Origin of the sequence: Pseudomonas sp. fls2-241-TYG-175 (genome assembly GCF_030209155.1) — a bacterium.
Taxonomy (GTDB): domain Bacteria; phylum Pseudomonadota; class Gammaproteobacteria; order Pseudomonadales; family Pseudomonadaceae; genus Aquipseudomonas; species Aquipseudomonas viridiflava.
In genome coordinates this window covers 142,810-160,972 of the sequence record NZ_JARVSO010000009.1, presented here as the reverse complement: position 1 = coordinate 160,972, position 18,163 = coordinate 142,810, and the positions used below count along the sequence as shown (strand labels likewise).

Genomic DNA, 18,163 nt, shown 5'->3' with positions numbered 1-18,163 from the left:
ATTGAACGCGTGTGTTCAGCGTTGCTTGTAGACGTCACGCAGGCGCGTAGTGGCGGCGCTGTGCCCCAGGTATTCGCGCACGTCGGCGTGAATCACCACCTCGTCCGTCATCTGCGACACCGGCATGATTGGCCCGGCTTTCTGGTCGTAGAGGGTCTGGATGCGCTGGTAATCCGCCAGTTGCTGCGCGGCATCGCGTTCACGCTCGGCCTGCTCGATCAGTTGATTGATCTCGGCGTCATAGAACGAGGTGCGCCAGCCCTGGAAGTTGCTCAGCCTCGCTTCCTCACGGTTGTCCGGGTTGTAGATCAGTGCGCGCAGGCTCGAGTGAGGATGACGTTCAGCGCCGCCGCCGCCACGACCGACCAGGATGTCGAAGCGCCGATCACGCATCGCGCCGTAGATCTGGTTGCCGGTGCCGGTAATGATGTTGGCGTGAATGCCGGCCTGAGCGAGGGTCGATTGCAGGCTGGTGGCGATGTTGATGAAGGGCGAGTCGGTCAGCGAACGAATAGTGATCCTGAAGCCATCCGGGTAACCGGCCTCGGCCAGCAGGCGTTTGGCTTTCGCGACATTCAGCGCGTAGCCCGGATCGTCGAGGCGGGCAGGCAGACCCAGTTGCAGCGGGCGCTGGTTGATCACGCCATAGTGCGGCATGACCACATTGTTGATGCCCTGATAGTCGATCAGCGAGCGAATGGCCTGACGCACGCGGATGTCCTTGAACAGGGGCTGCTCCATGCTCAGGGCGACGTAATAGATCGTGCCGCGCGGAATGGTCTGCACCGTGACCTCGTCCGAGCGGGTCAGTGCCTTGATGTCGGTGGCGGCCATGCCGCGTGCCACGTCCAGATCACCACGCTCGACCATCAGACGCAGGGCCTGGGACTCGGTCATGTTGCGCATGATCACCCGGCGCATCTTGGCCGGACCGCGCCAGTAATGGTCGAAGCGGCTCATCAGAATCACGTCGTTGGCGCGCCAGATGTCCAGCTTGAAGGCGCCGGAACCCGCTGTGTTGGTCGTCAGCCAGCCTGCGCCCAGGTCATCGCCTTTGGCGTGCTGCAGGGCAGTGACGCGGTCGATGATGAAGGCACTCGGCGAGGTCGCCAGCGTATTGAGCACCAGCATAGGGTCGGTGGCTTTGGGCAGATCGAGGACGAAGGTGGAAGGGCCTTCGGCGCGCATCAGCTCGCTGACGTTGCTGGCGGTGTAGCCGTAGGCTTTCCAGGTGGAAGCCAGCGCCTTGTTCAGCGTCACCACTCGTTGCAGCGACCAGGCGACATCCTGGGCGGTGAGCGGGTTGCCGGAATGAAAGGTGACGCCCGTACGCAGGTGAAAGGTCAGACGCATGCGGTCGGGACTGATTTCCCAGCGCTCGGCCAGGGCAGGGATCAACTGGTCCGGTCTGGCGGCGTCCTGCTCCAGCAGCATGTCGTAGACATTGGAATTGACCTCGGCCACTTCCAGTCCGGTGGCACCGGCAGGATCGAGTGACAGCAGGTTGATCATGCTCATGCCGACCACCAGTTGATCCACTGGTGTTTCACCGCGCGCCAGGGCGGGCGGGGATTGCATGAGTGTCGCCGTCATGGCGAAGCAAAGCAGCCAGGGCAGGCGCTTGGGCCAGAGCTTCATGGGTGCGGTCCTTTTTTATAGTTATTCAGACGCTTGTTTGTCGAAACACTTTTGCGAGGGACGCCTCGAGCCCCCCTCGTTACGCCGCTTTTCAGTAGCGCTGTACGGTATGGGTCTCGATGTAGCTGAAGTTGATGTCCTCACCCAGCCCGGGTTTCTCGCTAAGGTGTACGAAGCCGTCCTTGTCCATTGGGTCGACCAGCGTGTTGAGGTACGCCGGTACGTCATCGTAATCGAGAAACGGATGCAGCAGGCCGCGTTCGTACCAGCGACAGTTGCTGATCGCGCCGACCACGGCCAGGTTGGCGGCACCGTTGCCGTGCACTTCGCAATCCATGCCGAAGGATTCGGCCAGATGCGCGACTTTCAGGCACGGCCCGATGCCGCCGACACCGGCCACGCCTGCACGCAGGATGTCGCAGGATTTGTTGGCCACCCAGCTGGCGCGGCTGTGGTATTTGCCGGAAATGCTTTCCGGGCCGAGCACCGGAATGTCCAGGTTGGCCGCCAGCCACGCGTAGGATTCGGCGGAATCTTCCATCATTGGTTCTTCGAACCAGGCGAAGTCGAGCTTCTGCAGTTCGCGTCCGATGTACAGCGCGTCGGTGCGGCTGTACCAGTGATAACCATCAAGCATCAGGGCGATGTCCGGGCCGACCGCTTCGCGCACGGCGGCACATGCCTGAACGTCCATGCGCGGATCGGGCGCGAAGGAGATCGGAGGCATCCAGGTGTGCAGCTTGATGCCTTTATAGCCACGCTGGACCAGCTTCTCGGCGAACTGGCCGTATTCGTCCGGAGTGGAAAGGCCACCTGTCAGGTCGTCGCCGCACATGGTCGATCCGTACGCCAGCACCTTGTCGCGATAACCGCCCAGCAGCTTGTGTACCGGTTGCTTCAGCACACGTCCTGCCAGATCCCACAGTGCCTGCTCCACCAGCGCCAGTGCACGGTCGGTGAACTGACTGGCGCTGCCGCGTTGCCAGTGCGCCAGTTCCTGCCAGATCTTTTCCCGGTTCATCGGGTTCTGGCCGACCAGCACTTTCTTGACGAACGATTCGATGATGTGGGGACGGATCAGCTCGGGAGGGCCGAAGGAAAAGCCTTCGCTGCCGTCGTCACAGGCGATACGCAGCATGGCCATTCTGACCGGTTTTTCTTCGCCGGGATGGGCGTGGCCTGCGCTGTCTACAGCGCGTCGCGAGGGGAAGGTAAAGACGTCGACACTGACCGAAGTGATGTTCATGAGGGCCTTCAGAGTTATTGTAGTTATTCGAAAATTTCTAGTATGTCGTCATACAACGTTGGGCCGAGTATTTGTGCTTTTGTAGGACGATGTCAAGAGTCGTATGACGACTTTATACGATATAAACGCTGATTATAGAGCGTCATGTGGGTTGGGGTGTTTATGAGGCTTGGCTTGGGAGGTGATATGACGGCTGTAAAGTCATCATACCTTTAGATCGTTCATCGGTCTGTGAGAGGCGCCACCATGTCTTCGTAGCGCTGTCGCGCTGCAAACACCGGACTGTGGGAGGCGGCTTGCCGGCGATGAACGATGACGCGATTTTCCTGACCTGCCGCGTCGACTGCATCGACGGCAATCCGCCTCCCACTAAGGGGGATCACCAGGACGTTATAGGTCGTCGGAAAGCGCCAGCGCCCGCTCTTCTGCCTCAAGTTTCAGCGTGCGCGAGAACAGTCTGGCCACAGCGGGTTGATGGCTAATGCCGATGACCAACGTGTTTGGCAGTGCCCGTCGGACTGTTTCAAGCAACTGACAGGCGCTCGGTTCGTCCAGTTGATTGGTCGCTTCATCCAGATACAGCGTCTGTGGCGCACACAGCAGGGCACGGGCGAGGCCGATGCGTTGCTGTTCGCCGCCGGACAGTTCGCGGCTCCACTCGTGCTCATGCGTCAGGCTGTCAGCCAATTGCGCGAGGCCCACCTGATGCAGCACCGACACAAGCACTTCGTCCGCCGGACACTCGGTGGCCGGGTATGCCAGCAATTGCCGCAGAGGCAGGCTGGGCAAGTACGGTTGCTGCGGGATCAGCAGGCTGCTTCCGCCCGGCAATTGCCAACTGCCCCGGTAGTAAGGCCACAACCCTTGCAGCGTGCGCAGCAGGGTCGATTTGCCAATACCACTGCGGCCCGCAATGCGTAGCCACTGGCCAGGCCCGGCGATGAAGTTCAGTTTGCCCAGCATCTGGCTGCCATCGGCGCGATGAATCTCCAGGTTTTCAACGCGCAGCACCGCACCCTGTTCAGGCTTGCTGACCTGCCCGCGTGTCGCTTCGATAGCCTGCTGAAATTGACCAAGACGTTCGACAGTGGCGCTCCAGGCAGCCAGGCGCGGGTACACGTCGATGAACCAGCTCAGCGAGCCCTGCACTAGTTGGAAGGCGTTGCGGATCTGCATAAGACCGCCCAGCGTAATGGTCTTGGCGAGAAAGGCGGGGAGTGCGGCGAACACCGGAATGATCCGGCTGACCCGGTCATAGCTGACCGTGAAGAACTGCAGCTTGCGCATGCGGTTCATCAACTGCCACCAGTTGCCCGCGATGTGTTCGAAGCGTTCGCCCAGTTGCCGTTGCTCAACCGCTTCACCGCGATACAGCGCAATCTGTTCGGCATGGTCACGCTTGCGCAGCAGGCTGGCACGAAAGTCCGCTTCATAGCGCTGCTGCTGGTAATTCAACGGCTGCAACGGGCGACCGATGAAGTGCGTGAAGGCGGTGCCGAGCAGGGTATAGACGACCGCGATCCACAGCAGGTAGCCATGAATCGTGATCGTCTGGCCCAGCACCTGGAAATTCAGCACGCCGGACAGGTTCCACAGCACCACGGAGAACGCGCCGACTTGCGCGAGGTTGATGATCAGTGAAGCCAGCAGTTCCACACTTCGGTCGACCAGCACGGCGATGTCCTCGGCAATGCGCTGGTCCGGGTTGTCCGGCTCGCCGGTCAGGCCCAGCCGATAGTACGCCTGACCCTGCATCCAGTTTTCCAGCGTGCTGGCGGTCATCGCCCTCCGCCAGCGCAGCACCAGTGCTTTGCGCAGCCACTCCAGGTAAACCATGATCACCACATAGGCGGCGATATAGATCACGTATTCGCCCATCAGCGCATACAACGCCTCGGTATTGAACCCGCCCAGCGCGTCGAAAAAGGTCTTGCTCCAGGTGTTGATCAGCACGTTGACCTGCACCACCAGAAGACCCAGGCCGATGACGCTGGCCAGCAGCACCCAGGACAGCCACTGTCTGCGGTCCAGCCAGTAAGGGGCGGCCAGTCGATAGAAGGTTCTGAGGGTATTCATTGTCCTGCCGTCGCCTGCGGTGCAGGCAACAGGCGCAGTTGCACCTGATTTCGGCCGTTGAACAACTCGCCGGCCAACCGTTTGAGCGCCGTGACGGTGAGCGCGTCGGGCAGTCGTGCCTGTTCGGTGAGGTAGCGCGGATCACCCCAGTGGCGCTCGCTGAGGATCAGGCGGCGCAGCTGCGTTTGCGGATCATCCTGCCGCAGGCGCTCCTGTTGTTTGAGACGACTGCGCGCTGTCGCCGCGTCTTTCTGGCTGACCGTGAGCGGCAGTGACGACAGGGTCTTGTTCGCCAGTTGCCACAACTCTTCGACCCGCGCCGGATCGCTGCTGAAACTGAGACGACTTTCGATGCGCTGGCTTTGCTGATTCAGGGTGCTGTCGAAGGACAACCGATAAACGCCCGAGGCCTCGCCCCGTAGTTGCCGTTTCAGCGCGGCACTGGCGATTTCCTGAAGCGCCGAAATCCGGGCGGCATCCTCGGGTGTCCACGGATGGGGTTTGAAGGTGATGACTTGCAGCAAGGCCCGCGGCTCGATCCCGATGGCCAACGACTGCTGATGCCGACCGTCGCGCTGTACCCGGACGTGGGGCTTCAAGGCTGCGCCGCGCTGAATGCTTGCCAGCTCGCTCTCGATCAGTGGTTGCAGCACCTGCGGCTCGACATCGGCCATCAGGTAAAAGGTCACCGGCGCCCGACTCAAGCGCTGCCAGTCATTGTTGAGCTGCGAGGCCTTCACCTGCGCAACGTCTTGCGCGGTCGGTATGACCCAGGTTTCCGGACCGTACTGTAGCTCGCGCAACGCTTCGTCCTGTCGTTCGCGAACATTGACGGTCTTGCGCGAAAGTTCGTCGGCCAGTTCGTCCCGCGCCTGCTCGACGGCCCTGGCGTCGATGCGTACCGCTTGGCCGAGACGATAGGTTTGCAGCAAGGCCTGCAAACGCTGCGGGGCAGGACGATCGCTTTTGGCGTCTAGCGTTGTGACGTCGATTTGCAACCGGTCCGTCTGCTGGTTTAACGACAACGACGTGCCGGACTCGCTGCGCCAGCGACGGATCTGTTCCTCGCTCCAGCCTTCTGGCGCGCTCTGCCCAGCCAGTTGCGCGGCCATCTGGTTGCGCCAGTAAGGCAGATCCGGCGTCATGAAGCCTGCGCTCGAGTCGGCCTGCATCACGAAGCGACCCTTGTCGCCGTTGCGCTTGAGCCAGACCAGTTTGTCGCCGTTGCTCAGTTGCCAGTGCTCGACGTTCTGTTCGGCGAACAGTTTTCGTCCGATGACCTTGCCAGTGCTGACCGCAGCGGGGACGTCGGGCAGGTCCGGAACCGCGACCTCTGCGGCAACGTTCACAGGCTCAGGCGGAGCAAGCGTGCTGCGGCGCACCTGAGCCATGAGCGCCTGGACGTCGCTCACGCCCGGCAGCTCAAGCGGGGTCAGGCCGGGCGCCATCATTTGCAGCACCTGATCCTGATTGTCGGTCCAGCGCACCAGGCGCGCATTGAGGTCATCAAGCGTGACCGTGTCCAGCACTGCCAGGTAGTGCGAGGCAATGTCGTGCTTGCTGGACACCACTTTGTTCTGGGTCGCCGCATCGTTCAGGCCGGTGACCCATTGTTCGAAGGTGCGTTGCCTGTTCTCGCTCAGCATCCGCCTGGCGATGTCACGTATGGCCTCGCGTTCCTTGTTCATGTCTGTCGCCTGCAACCCATGACGGCGCAGACGTTCTATCTCTTTCAACAACTGCTGCAAGGCCACAGCGTGGTTCTGACCTTCGACACCAGCGGCAATCCCCAGCACGCTTGAGTGATCGCCGATCAGGCTTTTCTGCACGGTCAGGCTGCGCACGCCCGGCTCGCGCGGCTGACGGCGCAACTGGGTCTGCAAAGCGTTCAGGGTCAGACGGTCGATCAGGCGTTCCCGAACACCGTTCAGCGTCGAAGTGCGGCTGGCCGGCTCATGCAGACGGAACAACAGGGTGACCTGATTGCTGCCGCTCTGACTGTCCTGCAAACGAACAATCTTCAGCGCCGGCTGCAGTGGCAACTCGCGATAGCCCTTGTCGGGCAGTGCCTTCGGTTTTGCCTGACCGAACCAGTGCTCGATACGGGCGGGAAGCGTGGCGGGGTCGATATCGCCGACCACGGTCAGCAGCATGTTGTTGGGCACGTACCAGCGCTGTTGGAAATCCTTCAGATCGGAAATCCGGGCCAAGCGGATCGCCGCTTCGTTACCGATGGTGCGGTGCGCGGGATAGCGAGATCCGACGCGTTGCGACGCGGTGCGCTGGTCGTTCATGCGCTGCGCCACGCCCAGGCCGCCGCGCCATTCCTCAATGACGATCGGCCGTTCGCGTTCGAGGTTTTCGGCGGTGTAATCCTGCGTCAGCGTCAGGGTTGCCAGCGCTTGCAACGCCTGTTCGGTCTGCACAGTGCCGCCCGGCGGGCTCAGCAGGTACTGGGTGCGGTCATAGCTGGTCATGGCGTTGTAACTGCGACCCTGGATCCAGCCCCACTGGTTCATGAGGCTGCGGATATCCTGCGATTGCTGGCCACGGCTGTAGAAATTCAAATGTTCGACCATGTGCGCGACGCCCACTTGATCCTCTTCTTCATCCACTGAACCGGCCTTGACGGTCAGGCGCATGTCGATGCGTCCCGGCTGGCCGGTTTCGCGCACCAGACGGTATTCCAGGCCGTTGCTCAACTGGCCACGCGTGACCTGGTCATCCCAGACCTGAGCCTCTTGGCTGTCAAGCATGCGGGCGCAGCCGCCCAGCATCAGCAAGCCGATCAGGCTCATGATTATTTTGTTCATCAGGTATCCCGGTTGAAACGTTTTTAGAGGTGTGGGCGAAGAGCGTGCGGTCAGAAGCGGTAGCCGACTTCCAGCCAGTACTGACGGCCGACTTCATAGGTCGTGTTGCCGCTCCGGCTGACGATGGAGTTCACCCGGTCGGCAACGTTGGTGACGTCCACGGCGACGAACACCGCTTCGTCCTTGCCGGTCGGCAGCTCCCAGTCGACGCGCATGTCCCAGGTAGGGGCCGCGCTGACGCTTTCGGTTTCGAAGACCGAGACGCTTCTGCCATCGATGATCACGTCGTCGTTGGTGTTGACGATCTGGTCGTAGGGGCCGCGGTAACGGAAGAAGTTGCTCCAGGTCAGGTGCAGTTGCGGGATCTCGGTGATGGTGGTCATGCGCGCTGTCCACGGCCGGTTGAAGTTGCCGGCCGGCAGGTCGCTGTACTTGATCAGGCTGCCGTCGTAGAGCACGTCATCGTTGAGCAGCAGTTCGGAGTTGATGGCGTCGTCGTAGTTGCCGTAGGCGTCGCGGGTGCGCGACCAGTCGAAGGCCATCTGCACGCTGGTGCGGGTGCCTTGAAGTTTCAGTTCCTGCAACGGCGTGATGCTCAGGGTAACGTTGTCGCTCTCGCTGGAGCCTTCGTTGGTGTAGGTGTAGTACTCGGTGGCGTAACCGGGCTCGCTCGGCAAACCCTGCACGCGGCCCAGCGAGCGGTTGATCTTGTCCTTGCCCTTGCGGTTGACGTATTTCAGGCGAAAGTCAGTATCCAGCCAGCGCTGGTCCAGGCCCAGGGTCAGTTCGTCGTCGTAGGGAATGTCCAGCGTCGAGAATTTGCTGAGGCTGCTCTGGCGCGTGCCGCTCCAGGCGCCGGTCTGGCTGGTGCGTGTATAGCTGGTCAGCAGCGAGTTGCGGCCATCGGCAAGGCGGTACTTGAACAGGTTGCGGCCGTAATAGCGGTTGGCACCGAACACCACCACCGTGCTGCGATCACCGAACACATCGTAGTCACCGGAAAAGCGCGGGGCGACGGTTTTCTTTTCCATGTAGTCATCGCCTTCGAAACGCAGGCCGGGGCGCAGGGTCAACTGGCCCAGTTGAATCTTGTCCTGCATGAAGAAGGCGTACTTGTTTTCGGTTTCCTCGAGTTTGCCGGCGGCGTATTCGGTTCTGCGGTTGGCGTATTGACGGCGGTTGCCATTTAGCAGCGGGCTGACCGAGCACAGTTCATCTGCGCCACAGGTGGTGCCGTTGTCGCGGGTGAAACCGGTGGCGGCGACGACGGTGTCGGGGCGCTCCCAGGTTGCGGTCTGATGCGACAGCTCCATGCCGGTGGTGAAAGTGTGTTCGGTGCCTGCCAGTTCCACGGGCAGCCAGTCAGCCTTGGTGGTGTAGGTGACGCCGCGCTGGGTCTGATCCAGGGAGCCGAATGCGCCGTCGGCACTGCGTGCGGTAGTGCTGCTCGGGTTGCCCCAGTTCTTGGTCTGCGAGTAGTACCAGTTGGTGTAACTGTCGGACTCGGCATCGCGTGAACTGGTGAGGTTGGTCAGCGCCAGTTTGTGGGTCCAGGTGGCGTTGTCGGCAAGCCAGGTGGCTTTGAGCGAGCCCTGATAACCGCCGCCTTCGGTGGTGAAGCCGGAGTTGATGCGGTTGGCCTGGAAGTAATAGCTCTCTTGCGGCGCATAGGTCAGCGAGGTGTCGAGAGTCAGCCGGTCGTTGACGTTCCAGTAGGTCTTGACCAGATAATTGTCGATGCGCCGGGTCTGGTCCTTGCTGTTGTCTGCGTTGGGGCTGCTGTAGCCGTTTTCGAAGGCATTGAGGGCGATGGTCGAGCGCTTCTGCGAGAAGTTGAGAATCGCGCCGAAATCTTCAGTCAGATGACCTTCCAGCGTGCCGCGTACGGTGGTCTTGTCGAAATCCGGCTGATATTGCTCGTCGGACGCGTTGTCGAAGTTTTCCTGATCGTCCTTGCTGATGTGGTATTTGGTCCAGGCAGAACGGGTCATGGACGCCGAGAGCTTGCCGTGCAGCTCCCGGGTCGGCTTGCGGGTCACGGCATCGACCACGCCGCCATTGAAGCCGCCGTACTCCGCCGGAACGTTGCTGTCGTAGACGCGCACTTCCTGCAACAGATCGGCGTCCAGGGCGATGCCATGGGAGCGACTGGGCGCGGAGTCGAACTGGCGCACCGAGTTGTAATCGTGCTCGCCGGGGTCCAGGTCGTTGTTGATCGAGATACCGTCGATCATGAAGTTGTTCTGGTAATACTTGGCGCCGTTGATGCTGATGTCGGCGGGGTCGATCTCGCCCGGCGAATTTGAGCTTTGCTGGTTGCTGTCGAACTGAACGCTGGGGTGCATGCGCAGCAGGGTGGTGATATCGCCGTTGGCACCTGGAAACGCCTGAATCGCCTTGCGACCGATGACCGTTTCGCCCTGAAAGCTGTTCTCTTCAGGCTGGCCGAGCACCACGGTGCTCTGCAATTCCATGGGTTTGTCGAAAGTCAGGCCGCCGCCCAGATGAAAGACCAGGCTGCCGTGTTCGTAGCGCCATTCCACGCCACTGCCGGACAGCAGTTTTTTCAGCGCCTGCTCACTGCTCATCTGACCTTTGACCGCTTGCGAGTAGCGGTTGGCCAACAAGCCGGGATCCACCGACACCTGCAAGCCGCTCTGCTGACCAAAGCTGATCAGCGCTGCGTCGAGTGTCTGCACCGAGATATCGAAGCTGTGCAGGGTTTGCAGGATCGGCTCACGTTCGTTCAGCGTGGTACTGGCCATGACGTTCTGGCTGTTGATGGCCCAGCAAAGGCTCAGGGCGCTCAACTGTGCAGCATGGTTCAAATGCCTGCGGATCGCCGTGGTCAGGTTTTGCGATCGCTGAATGTTCGGTGTCATCCCATGTCCCTATACGAGCCTAGGCCCGCAAACTTTGAATGAGAATTGATCTCAATGTATGTGCGAGTCAAAGGACGGGACAGCCGCAGGAATTTTCAGGAAAAACGTTAAATAATTTTCATCCGGCATGGCGCAGAAAGGCCATAGTCAAGCTTGGGGTTCTTGCAGCCCTTATGGCGCGTGGCCTGTGCGCTAAAAGGCGTAGTCGAGGCGATGCAAATCATTCGCACCCTGCAACGCCTTTTTCACATCTTCTTCACCGCTTCCGCACGAAGCCGACCCTATCTTGGCCGCAGCTGAAATCACGCAGATGTCCAGTACAGGAGCGGCCACGTGGCGCGCAGTTCAACCAGCAGAGACGGGGCCATGACCAGACCCTGGTTCTTCAGGTCGGCTACCGGGAAACCGTTGCTGACCAATCGAAAGATCGCCTTGATGCTCGCCGTGGTGGCCACCGCTGCCATTGGCGTCTGGGGTGTCAGCGTCTTCAAGGCGGCCCACGTCGTCAACCTGGGCACCAACGGCATGTTGAAGAAGTCGGGCCTCTACGCGCACTGGAAGCAGGGCGATGTGGTGGTCATGATTCGGCATGCGGAACGCTGTGATCGCTCCACCAATCCCTGCATGGCGGACGCGCAAGGCATTACGCTCAAGGGTAGCGAGGAGGCACTGGCGGTAGGCGCGGGTCTCAAGCGGCTCGGGTTCGTGGATGCCCGGATGATCACCAGCCCCAGAATGCGTACCCAGCAGACCGCCGACCTGATCTCCGGGCACGCCGTCGCGAACGAAGCGTGGCCCAACGACTGCAACGGTAATTTCAAGAACGCCGTACAGGCGCACAAGGTCAAGGGTGAAAACATGATTCTGATCACCCACAGCGGCTGCATCGATCAGTTTGAGCGCAAGCTGGGTGTGCCTTTCAATGAACGCTCCAGCGCCTACGCCGAAGCAGTGTTCGTTCAGGTGGACGGCACGCACACCCCGAAAATCCTTGGATCCCTGAATGCCAGGCAATGGGCAGATATCGACAGCGAGCAACTGAATTGAAGACACCGTCCAGCGCCCGTTACACCTTCTACCGCAACAATCTGGTGTTTCCTTTACTGTTCGGTCTGGTGGTGTTCGCCGTCTTCGACCTGACCCGACTCGATATCCTGATCAGCAACCTGCTTTTCGATCCGGTTGCGGGCCATTTCCCGATTGGCGAAAGCCATCTGTTCGAAAAGATCACCCACAACTGGGCCCGGATCATTCCGAACTGGACGGGTGAGTTTGCGATCATTGGCGCCTTGCTGTCGTTCATCTGGCCCGCGCTGCAATACCGCCCGAACGCCCGTCTGACGCGCTGGGTCGGTCGCAGTCGTGGCGCAACCGCGTTGCAGTTTTTCAGTCGGCACCGGCTGGATTTTTTCTTCGTGGTCGTCGCGTTTGCGTTGAGCACCGGGATGATCCATTTCCTCAAGAGCCACACCAGCATCTATTGCCCGGTTGAAACCACGCTGTACGGCGGGGTGCAGGCTCAGGTGGAATGGTTCCGCAATTTCAATCTATGGCATGAGGCGGGGGCAGGGCGTTGCTGGCCGGGTGGTCATGCATCGAGCGGCTTCAGCCTGTTGGCCCTGTACTTCGTTGCCCGTCGCTATCGCTGGCAGCATTCGAATCGCCTGCTGATCGGGATTCTGCTGCTGGGCATGATTTATGGCACCACACGGGTGCTGCAGGGCTGGCACTTCATGTCGCACACGTTCTGGGCCGGGCTGGTCGTGTGGCTTAGCACGCTGCTGGTTGCGCTGTGTTTCTATGGCCGCTCGCGGTTGCAGCAACCCTTGTCGGATGCGCCTGATCGCCAGCCTGTCATGGCTGGCTCCGGGTTGGTCAGGTAAAGACAGGAACGCTGCCATGAACATTCTGGTCATCGAGGATCACCGTGATATTCACGACAACCTGCTGGAGTTTTTCGAGCTGAGAGGGCACGCGGTCGAGGGCGCGCTGGACGGTCTGAGCGGGCTGCACCTGGCGGCGTCGAAACGTTTTGACGCGATCATTCTCGACATCATGCTGCCCGGCATCGACGGCAACCAGATCTGCCGCAGCCTGCGTCAGTACTCACAGTCAGAGGTCGCCATTGTCATGCTCAGCGCCCGCGACGAGCTGGAAGACCGCCTGATCGGCTTCAAGGTCGGCGCCGACGACTACATCACCAAACCCTTCGCCATGTCCGAGGTGCTGGCCCGTGTCGAGGCCGTTGTCGGTCGTCGACAACGCAAGGACAACCGGCAGATGGTGGTGGCGGATCTGGTGTTCGATCTCGATACGCTGGAAGTCTCGCGACGTGGCCTGCCTTTGAAGCTCAACCCGACCAACATGAAGCTGCTGGAATTGTTGATGCGCAAGAGTCCGCACATCGTCAAGCGGGCCGAGCTGGAGGAGGTGCTGTGGGGCCGCGATGCGCCGAAAAGCGATAGTCTGCGCAGTAACATCCACACGCTCAGACGGGTACTGGACAAGGATTTCGACACGCCGCTGCTGCACACCGCCCACGGGCTGGGTTACAAATTGTGCGAGCAAAGGGTGCTTGGCGATGTGCCCGGCAAGCGCCCGTTCAGTCGAAGCTGAACAGGCGCTGGATCAGCGTAGGTGTACTGCCGGTCCAGCGTTTGAACGCACGGCGAAAATTCGCCGGGTCGTTGAAGTTCAGGTATTCGGCCACGGCCTCGTTGCTCATGCCCTTGATCTGATACAGGTACAGCGCGACGTGCTTGCGCGCCAGGTCGTGCCGGGCCTGAAAGCAGGTGCCGTGCTTGTGCAGCTTGCGCTTGAGGGTTGCCGGGCTCATGGCAAAGGTCTGCGCCACCTGTTCCAGACTGGTTGCGTCGCGCACCGTGTCCGTCAGGTGTTGGTGCAGCCGGTCCAGCAGGCTGGCGCACATGCCCAGCGCGGCGAGCTGTGTCGCGGCTTCCCGCTGGGCGACCTGCGCCGCGATGGGAGAGGCTCCAGGCCATGGCCGCGTCAGAAAATGCCGGGGCAGGCGCATCATGTCCAGCGGCCGTTCGAACGCGGTGTTTTCGCCCAGATGCACCCAGTACTGCTCCACATAACGCGGCTCCGGATAACTGAAGCTGCATTCCCACGGCAGGCGCTCGCCACTCAATTGCTGACTCATGGCAACCATCGACGTCATGGCTGCCTCCAGCAGAAACACCTGCTGTTCGCCCGCACCGCAGTTGTCCAGCCAGTACAGGTAGGCGAACTGCTCGTCCAGCTCCAGCCGAGGGGTCAGCAACGGGCTGAGCAGGGCGCGCTGATGAATGACGATCTCCAGCGCCTGATGCAGGTTCTGGGCATGGCGCAGGGCGTGGCTGGCGGCACCGTAATGGCCGGGAAACAGCCGCTGGCCGAACAGGAAGCTGGTGTCGTCAGCCTCCATCTGCCGCTGTGCGTTGCTAATCAGGACAAAGCACTGTTGCGGGCTCAAGCGCGTATTGCCCGCCAGGATGTCTTCATAGAAAAGTCCGGTGCCCCTGAGCAGCCGATGACTGTCCAGCCCGCGCGACAGTGCCAGATCGATCAGCGTGGCGGGCTGATAATGGCCGGGGATGAAGCGGCTGTCGGCTTCGTACCAATCACTCTTGATGGTCACGGCGGGCCTCAGGCAGTACGCGACAGCGGACGTCTGGCACGGGCCAGCGAAAGGTTCAGGCGCCGCAGCAGGTTGTCCGGTGTTTCGTTGATGGCCATGACCACCGCGACGCTGGCCGACAGATGAACCCGCTCGCCCTGTTGCCGCGTCTTGTGCGCCAGGCTGGCGACCGCCTGTTGCAGCTCCAGGGCCAGCAGTTTCGCCTGGCTCTCGCCGGTGTTGGGCAGCAGCACCACAAACCGGTCGCCTGCCAGACGACAGAGCAGGTCCTGACGCCGCAGATTCAGCACCAGCAGATGGCTGAGCGCCGACAGCACTTCGTCGCCTTCGGCATGACCATAGGCATTGTTGATGGCGCTGAAGCTGTCGATGTCCACGGCCATCAGCGACAAGGGCTGCTGTTCGGTCACGCTCTGCTCAAGGCTCAATACCAATTGGCGCTTCAAGTAATCCGCGCTGCCCAACGGCGTGAGCTTGTCGTACAGCCGGTGTTCACGAAACCCGCGCTCACGTTTTTCCATCTGCGCGCTGATCGCCAGTTGCTCGCGATGCCAGTGATAGATACCGATGGTCAACAGGATCAGGCCCACCGGCATCGGACCCGATTCCAGCCAGTGATCCCATTCGATCTCGCTGGGCAGGCGGATGAATTCATCCAGTGCGTCGATCCACCACGAGAAGAACACGCAGCTCAGTCCGATCGACAGGTAGTTCGTGACCCGTCCTGCGGGGCGGCTCTTGAACACCAGAAACAGCCAGACCAGCGACAACAGCGCCGAACCGCCTTCGCCGATGATGTCCAGCCACTTCCATTCGCTGAAATACTTGATGTCGCCGAAGGCCAGGAACGCCAGCAGGCCGAGATTGGAGGCAATCAGCAGGACAGCGAGTTTCCAGCGGTGGGGTTGGATAATCCTGAACATGGCCAGTGGCGCTCCTGAGGTACTGATAGTCGGCCAGCAGAACAGATGCGCATGACACTTGCGTGACGCGCGACAGGCGCCGGGCAAGGTCGAATCAGCTCACGTCCGTTTCCATCTTTTATCGCGAAAATCTGTACGCCGTCAGCTTGAAACACCGTTGTTTCAAGGCCTGCAGGCCTTGTCACGCGCCTCGCGATTGGCGCGCCGAGCGGTGGCCGGGCCTCGCAGGGAGGTCATATCAGCTCATTTCCTGATGAATCCCCCTTCCAAAACGGCCTTTCAGGCGGCACCGCGCCAAACCTGTCACAGAACCGTCATTGCACGACTCTAGCTTGCGCCTCCAGTTGCCGGGCCAATTTGCCTGGCCCGTCGGGAATTCTGGGGAGGACTCACATGTACATGCGCCGCAGCAGGGCTCAATTGGTCGGCTTTACCTTCAGCGGGCTGGCACTGGCCATTGCCGGTGAACGGTTGCAGGCCGCCGAAGCGGACGCCACCGAGCACGTACAGGTGGTGGGTCAGGCGGCAAGTATCGACAACGCGCTCAAGGAACAGCGCAGTTCCGACAGCATCAAGAGCGTGGTTCATGCCGATGGCGTGGCGCAGTTGCCTGATCAGAACGTCGCCGAAGCGGTGCAGCGCCTGCCGGGCATCAGTGTCGAGCGCGATCAGGGCGAAGGACGTTTCGTGACCGTGCGCGGTCTGGCACCGGACCTCAACAGCGTGACCATCAACGGCACACTGGTGCCTGCACCGGAAAGCGGCCGTCGCGCCGTGGCGCTGGATGTGCTGCCTGCCGAGCTGGTGCAGTCGCTGTCGGTGATCAAGACCCTGACACCCGACATGGACGCCAACTCGCTGGGCGGCACGGTGGATGTCGAAAGCCTGTCGGCGTTCGATCACAAGGGTTTGTTCTACACCGGCAGCAGCGAAGCCAGTTACGACAAGAACACCCGCCAGACCAGCCCGAAGTTTTCCGGCGCAGCGAGCAACCGTTTCAGCCTGGGTGACGGCATCGACAACTTTGGCGTGGCGGCTGCGCTGAGCTGGCAAAAGCGCGATTTCGGCTCCGACAACGTCGAGACCGGCGGTGCGTGGGACGGTGCGCGTTTGCAGGAGTTCGAACAGCGCGATTACGACATCAGCCGCGAGCGTGCCGGTGGCGGCTTGAACTTCGATTACAAGCCCGACGATGTCAGCAAGTATTACCTGCGTACGCTATACAGCCGCTTCAAGGACGATGAAGTGCGCACCACCAATGGTTTCGAATTCTCCGATGCCCAGGCCGCAGGCCAGACCGGCGATGCCGAAGGCACGCGCAAGCTGAAGGCGCGTACCGAAACCCAGGAAATCAAATCCTACGTGTTCGGCGGCGAGCGCATGCTCGGGTTGTGGACGCTCAGCGGTCAGGCCGGTTACAGCGAGTCCAGTGAAGACAGTCCAGGCCACATCGCCGGAGCCACCTTTACCGGTAACGACGATTTTTCGGACAGCGGGTTCTATGATCGTGACAAGCCACGGCCCATTGTCAGCTCAGCCTTCTACGACAACTCCAACTTCACCCTGGACAAGGTCGATTGGGAAAAACAGTACACCAGGGACACGGAAAAGAACCTGCGTCTGGACCTGGCCCGCGACTACGACTTCAGCGGCTACGCCTCGCAATTCAAGTTCGGTGGCAAGGTCAGTCGACGCGACAAGACCAATGACCTGGAAGTCTGGAAATATCAGGACTTCGGCGATCAGGGCATCAGTGACAATCAACTGAACCTGACGCAATTTCAGAAGGGCAACATCGACTACCGGCTGGGCAACTTCGGCAGCGGCATCAGCCCCGGCGCGGTCAAGGGGCTGATTGGCGGCCTGGATGCAGCGACTGCTTTCGACCCGGCTGAATCCCGCGCCAACGACTTCGACATCAGCGAAGACATCAACGCCGGGTACTTCATGAACACGCTGGATGTCGACAAGTGGCGCTTCATCGCCGGGCTGCGCTACGAAGGCACCGAGATGAACGCCAAAGGCACCGGCGTGCGCGACGGGCAGTTCGAAACCAGCGACACCGAGCGCCGTTATCACCACTGGTTGCCCGGCCTGCATGCCCGTTATCAGGTGGACAAGAACACCCAGGTGCGAGCGGCCTGGACCAAGACCGTGGTGCGCCCGACCTTCGGGCAACTGGCGCCGGGTTTCGTGATCGATGACGACGAGGCGTCGTTTGGCAATCCGCAACTCAAGCCGCTGGAATCCAGCAACCTGGACCTGGGTATCGAGCACTTCATGGGTCGTGCCGGAACGGTGTCGGCGTTCGTGTTCTACAAGGATATTCAGAACTTCGTCTACAACACGGACCTTGCCGGTACCGGCCAGTGGGCGAACTTCTCCGAAGCCAACACCTTCGCCAACGGCGACAAGGCCAAGCTGTACGGGCTGGAGCTGGCGTACTCACAGAAGCTCGACTGGCTGCCTGCACCCTGGAACGGTTTGCTGCTGGGCGCGAACGCGACCCTGAGCCGTTCCGATGCGAGCATCAACGGTTTCGACCAGAGCACTGGCACTAACCGCAAGCGCGATATCGACCTGCCGAGCCAGTCGAAAACCGTCGGTAACGTGATGCTCGGCTGGGAGAACGACAAACTCAGTCTGCGTCTGTCGGCCAACTACAAATCAGCCTACCTGTACGAACTCGCCGCCATTGGCGACAAGGATCACGACCAGTACGTCGATGCGCAGACCTTCGTCGATTTCAGCGCCCGCTATTCGCTGACCAAGAACCTCAAGGTCAGTTTCGAGGCGCAGAACCTCACCGATCAGCCGTACTTCGTCTACAGCGGCCACCGCGCCTACAACGGCCAGTACGAAGAGTACGGCCCGACGTACAAGGTCGGCCTGACCTTTACCCACTTCTGATCCATTCGGCTGCGCCGTTGCGGCGGCGTAGCCAT

General features: G+C 60.9%; 11 protein-coding genes. 4 read left to right on the top strand and 7 right to left on the bottom strand.

The genetic code is table 11. From position 1 onward, the window contains the following. Positions 1-15: 15 nt before the first annotated feature. The 5 genes from QRN20_RS08495 to QRN20_RS08475 form a co-directional block, all read right to left on the bottom strand. Positions 16-1,638, bottom strand: a complete 1,623-nt coding sequence (locus tag QRN20_RS08495) for an ABC transporter substrate-binding protein (protein WP_088235051.1) — start codon at positions 1,636-1,638, stop codon at positions 16-18. Between the two features lie 91 nt (positions 1,639-1,729). After that, entirely contained in the window at positions 1,730-2,884 is a 1,155-nt protein-coding gene (locus QRN20_RS08490; RefSeq protein ID WP_058431611.1) for a mandelate racemase family protein, read from the bottom strand. Between the two features lie 390 nt (positions 2,885-3,274). Then, positions 3,275-4,960 carry an ABC transporter ATP-binding protein/permease gene (locus QRN20_RS08485; protein ID WP_122500873.1) on the bottom strand — a complete coding sequence of 562 codons (1,686 nt, stop codon included), beginning with the start codon at positions 4,958-4,960 and terminating at the stop codon, positions 3,275-3,277. Beyond that, the gene (locus QRN20_RS08480; protein ID WP_122500874.1) at positions 4,957-7,773 is read right to left on the bottom strand and encodes a M16 family metallopeptidase; all 2,817 of its coding nucleotides are present in this window, start codon (positions 7,771-7,773) and stop codon (positions 4,957-4,959) included. Before QRN20_RS08480 ends, QRN20_RS08485 begins: the two co-directional genes overlap by 4 nt. Positions 7,774-7,823: 50 nt before the next feature. Then, positions 7,824-10,655: a TonB-dependent receptor gene (locus QRN20_RS08475; RefSeq protein WP_285360158.1), complete on the bottom strand. Its 2,832-nt coding sequence runs from the start codon at positions 10,653-10,655 to the stop codon at positions 7,824-7,826. 366 nt (positions 10,656-11,021) lie between these two features. On the opposite strand from QRN20_RS08475, the gene pmrG reads away from it, so the two are divergent. From pmrG to QRN20_RS08460, 3 genes are read left to right on the top strand one after another with little or no spacing between them, the layout of a single operon-like run. After that, a complete protein-coding gene (pmrG, locus tag QRN20_RS08470; RefSeq protein WP_371321613.1) occupies positions 11,022-11,702 on the top strand; it encodes a lipopolysaccharide core heptose(II)-phosphate phosphatase PmrG in 681 nt (226 codons plus the stop codon). Further along, positions 11,669-12,538, top strand: coding sequence for a phosphatase PAP2 family protein (locus QRN20_RS08465; RefSeq protein WP_058431615.1), 870 nt, complete (start codon positions 11,669-11,671; stop codon positions 12,536-12,538). Before pmrG ends, QRN20_RS08465 begins: the two co-directional genes overlap by 34 nt. A gap of 16 nt (positions 12,539-12,554) precedes the next feature. After that, complete coding sequence (locus QRN20_RS08460) at positions 12,555-13,271, top strand: response regulator transcription factor (RefSeq protein WP_029243483.1); 717 nt, start codon at positions 12,555-12,557, stop codon at positions 13,269-13,271. Here the strand turns inward: QRN20_RS08460 and QRN20_RS08455 are convergent. Together QRN20_RS08455 and QRN20_RS08450 are read right to left on the bottom strand one after the other, a co-directional pair. Beyond that, the gene (locus tag QRN20_RS08455) at positions 13,258-14,295 is read right to left on the bottom strand and encodes an AraC family transcriptional regulator (protein WP_029243482.1); all 1,038 of its coding nucleotides are present in this window, start codon (positions 14,293-14,295) and stop codon (positions 13,258-13,260) included. The genes QRN20_RS08460 and QRN20_RS08455 overlap by 14 nt on opposite strands. Positions 14,296-14,303: 8 nt before the next feature. Further along, positions 14,304-15,218, bottom strand: coding sequence for a GGDEF domain-containing protein (locus QRN20_RS08450; RefSeq protein ID WP_004881934.1), 915 nt, complete (start codon positions 15,216-15,218; stop codon positions 14,304-14,306). Positions 15,219-15,611: 393 nt separating this feature from the next. On the opposite strand from QRN20_RS08450, the gene QRN20_RS08445 reads away from it, so the two are divergent. Continuing rightward, positions 15,612-18,128 (top strand): TonB-dependent receptor, encoded by a 2,517-nt coding sequence (locus tag QRN20_RS08445; RefSeq protein ID WP_058431616.1) that lies wholly within the window; start codon positions 15,612-15,614, stop codon positions 18,126-18,128. Positions 18,129-18,163 lie beyond the last annotated feature (35 nt).

What these genes read in the sequence shown, in the direction of transcription:
- QRN20_RS08495 (WP_088235051.1), bottom strand. Translation starts at nt 1,638, where the DNA reads ATGAAGCTCTGGCCCAAGCGCCTGCCCTGGCTGCTTTGCTTCGCCATG.
- QRN20_RS08490 (WP_058431611.1), bottom strand. Translation starts at nt 2,884, where the DNA reads ATGAACATCACTTCGGTCAGTGTCGACGTCTTTACCTTCCCCTCGCGA.
- QRN20_RS08485 (WP_122500873.1), bottom strand. Translation starts at nt 4,960, where the DNA reads ATGAATACCCTCAGAACCTTCTATCGACTGGCCGCCCCTTACTGGCTG.
- QRN20_RS08480 (WP_122500874.1), bottom strand. Translation starts at nt 7,773, where the DNA reads ATGAACAAAATAATCATGAGCCTGATCGGCTTGCTGATGCTGGGCGGC.
- QRN20_RS08475 (WP_285360158.1), bottom strand. Translation starts at nt 10,655, where the DNA reads ATGACACCGAACATTCAGCGATCGCAAAACCTGACCACGGCGATCCGC.
- pmrG (WP_371321613.1), top strand. Translation starts at nt 11,022, where the DNA reads ATGACCAGACCCTGGTTCTTCAGGTCGGCTACCGGGAAACCGTTGCTG.
- QRN20_RS08465 (WP_058431615.1), top strand. Translation starts at nt 11,669, where the DNA reads ATGGGCAGATATCGACAGCGAGCAACTGAATTGAAGACACCGTCCAGC.
- QRN20_RS08460 (WP_029243483.1), top strand. Translation starts at nt 12,555, where the DNA reads ATGAACATTCTGGTCATCGAGGATCACCGTGATATTCACGACAACCTG.
- QRN20_RS08450 (WP_004881934.1), bottom strand. Translation starts at nt 15,218, where the DNA reads ATGTTCAGGATTATCCAACCCCACCGCTGGAAACTCGCTGTCCTGCTG.
- QRN20_RS08445 (WP_058431616.1), top strand. Translation starts at nt 15,612, where the DNA reads ATGTACATGCGCCGCAGCAGGGCTCAATTGGTCGGCTTTACCTTCAGC.